Source organism: Pseudomonas plecoglossicida NBRC 103162 = DSM 15088, from assembly GCF_000730665.1.
Lineage (GTDB): Bacteria > Pseudomonadota > Gammaproteobacteria > Pseudomonadales > Pseudomonadaceae > Aquipseudomonas > Aquipseudomonas plecoglossicida.
Genome location: NZ_BBIV01000093.1, coordinates 1 through 907, shown reverse-complemented (window position 1 = coordinate 907; position 907 = coordinate 1). Strand labels below are relative to the sequence as shown.

The following is a 907-nucleotide window of genomic DNA, read 5'->3' as shown; positions in this document are numbered from 1 at the left end:
CTTTTATATTTGAGGACAAAAGAATTTATACGGTGTAGGCAGCACTGCCGATGCTCGATCAGACGCTGGTTGGTGGCGCAGCTTTTCGGTTTTGATTTTCGGGTTTTTCAGCTCTTGATGGCCTTGCTGGTAGGCGAGGCTGTTGCTGTCAGGGGCATCGGTATTTAGGGCCGTAAGGCCCTGCTTAAGCTTTGAAAACAAACGACATCCGTAGCGTAATTTTTTTTTGAGCGGATAACTGCGCCCAAAGCAATACCCGTTTCATCCAACAGGTGAAGTGTTGGATGAGGTTGTCCTGGATTTAGTGCCAGTGCGCTAGCCACTGTCGGTGCGGTTTGATGATGAATTGCAGTCGCGGTGTGTGAGTCGAAGGTCATCGCGCTGCGTTGGCAGCCTTCAACGCCTCCAGCAAGGCCTCTAAGGCGTCTGCTAAGCGATGATCCTCGCGAACGTCACCTGAGGCTGGCTTAAACGACTCACAGTGCCTTAGAAGGGCTTCCAGGTCGTTCTGATTCAGATCGCACTCCACGTGCATGCTCATGTCCTCTCAAAAGTCAGATGGCGGTGCTGTGGCCAGCCCCAGCATGCCGGGATGTTGAAATGGAAGCGAGGTTTACGTTGGACGGTGATGTGGAGAGGCTTGTCTGGGAGCGGTCGCTTCAGGTTTATGGTGAATTGCTCAGTGAGGTACTGGATCAGGCATTGGCTGGCTACACACGAGCGCCTGGCTTTGATGATTTGACCCGGCTGTATGCGGAAACTGCCGGGCACGCGGGCTTGGTGATGTTGAGGCAGGCTTTGATTGATCGATGGCCCTACGGCGAATTTGGGCATTCTGAGTCATGCATCGAGCTCCGCTCCCGCCTGCGTTCGCACCTGAGCCAGCACCTGTTGCGCCGGCTTGTCG

The 907-nt window shown here is 54.2% G+C and carries 1 protein-coding gene; it reads left to right on the top strand.

The window, feature by feature from the left end; genetic code table 11:
• Positions 1 to 600 precede the first annotated feature (600 nt).
• A partial coding sequence (locus PPL01S_RS25560) for a hypothetical protein (protein ID WP_042156924.1) occupies positions 601 to 907 on the top strand: 307 nt, incomplete at its 3' end.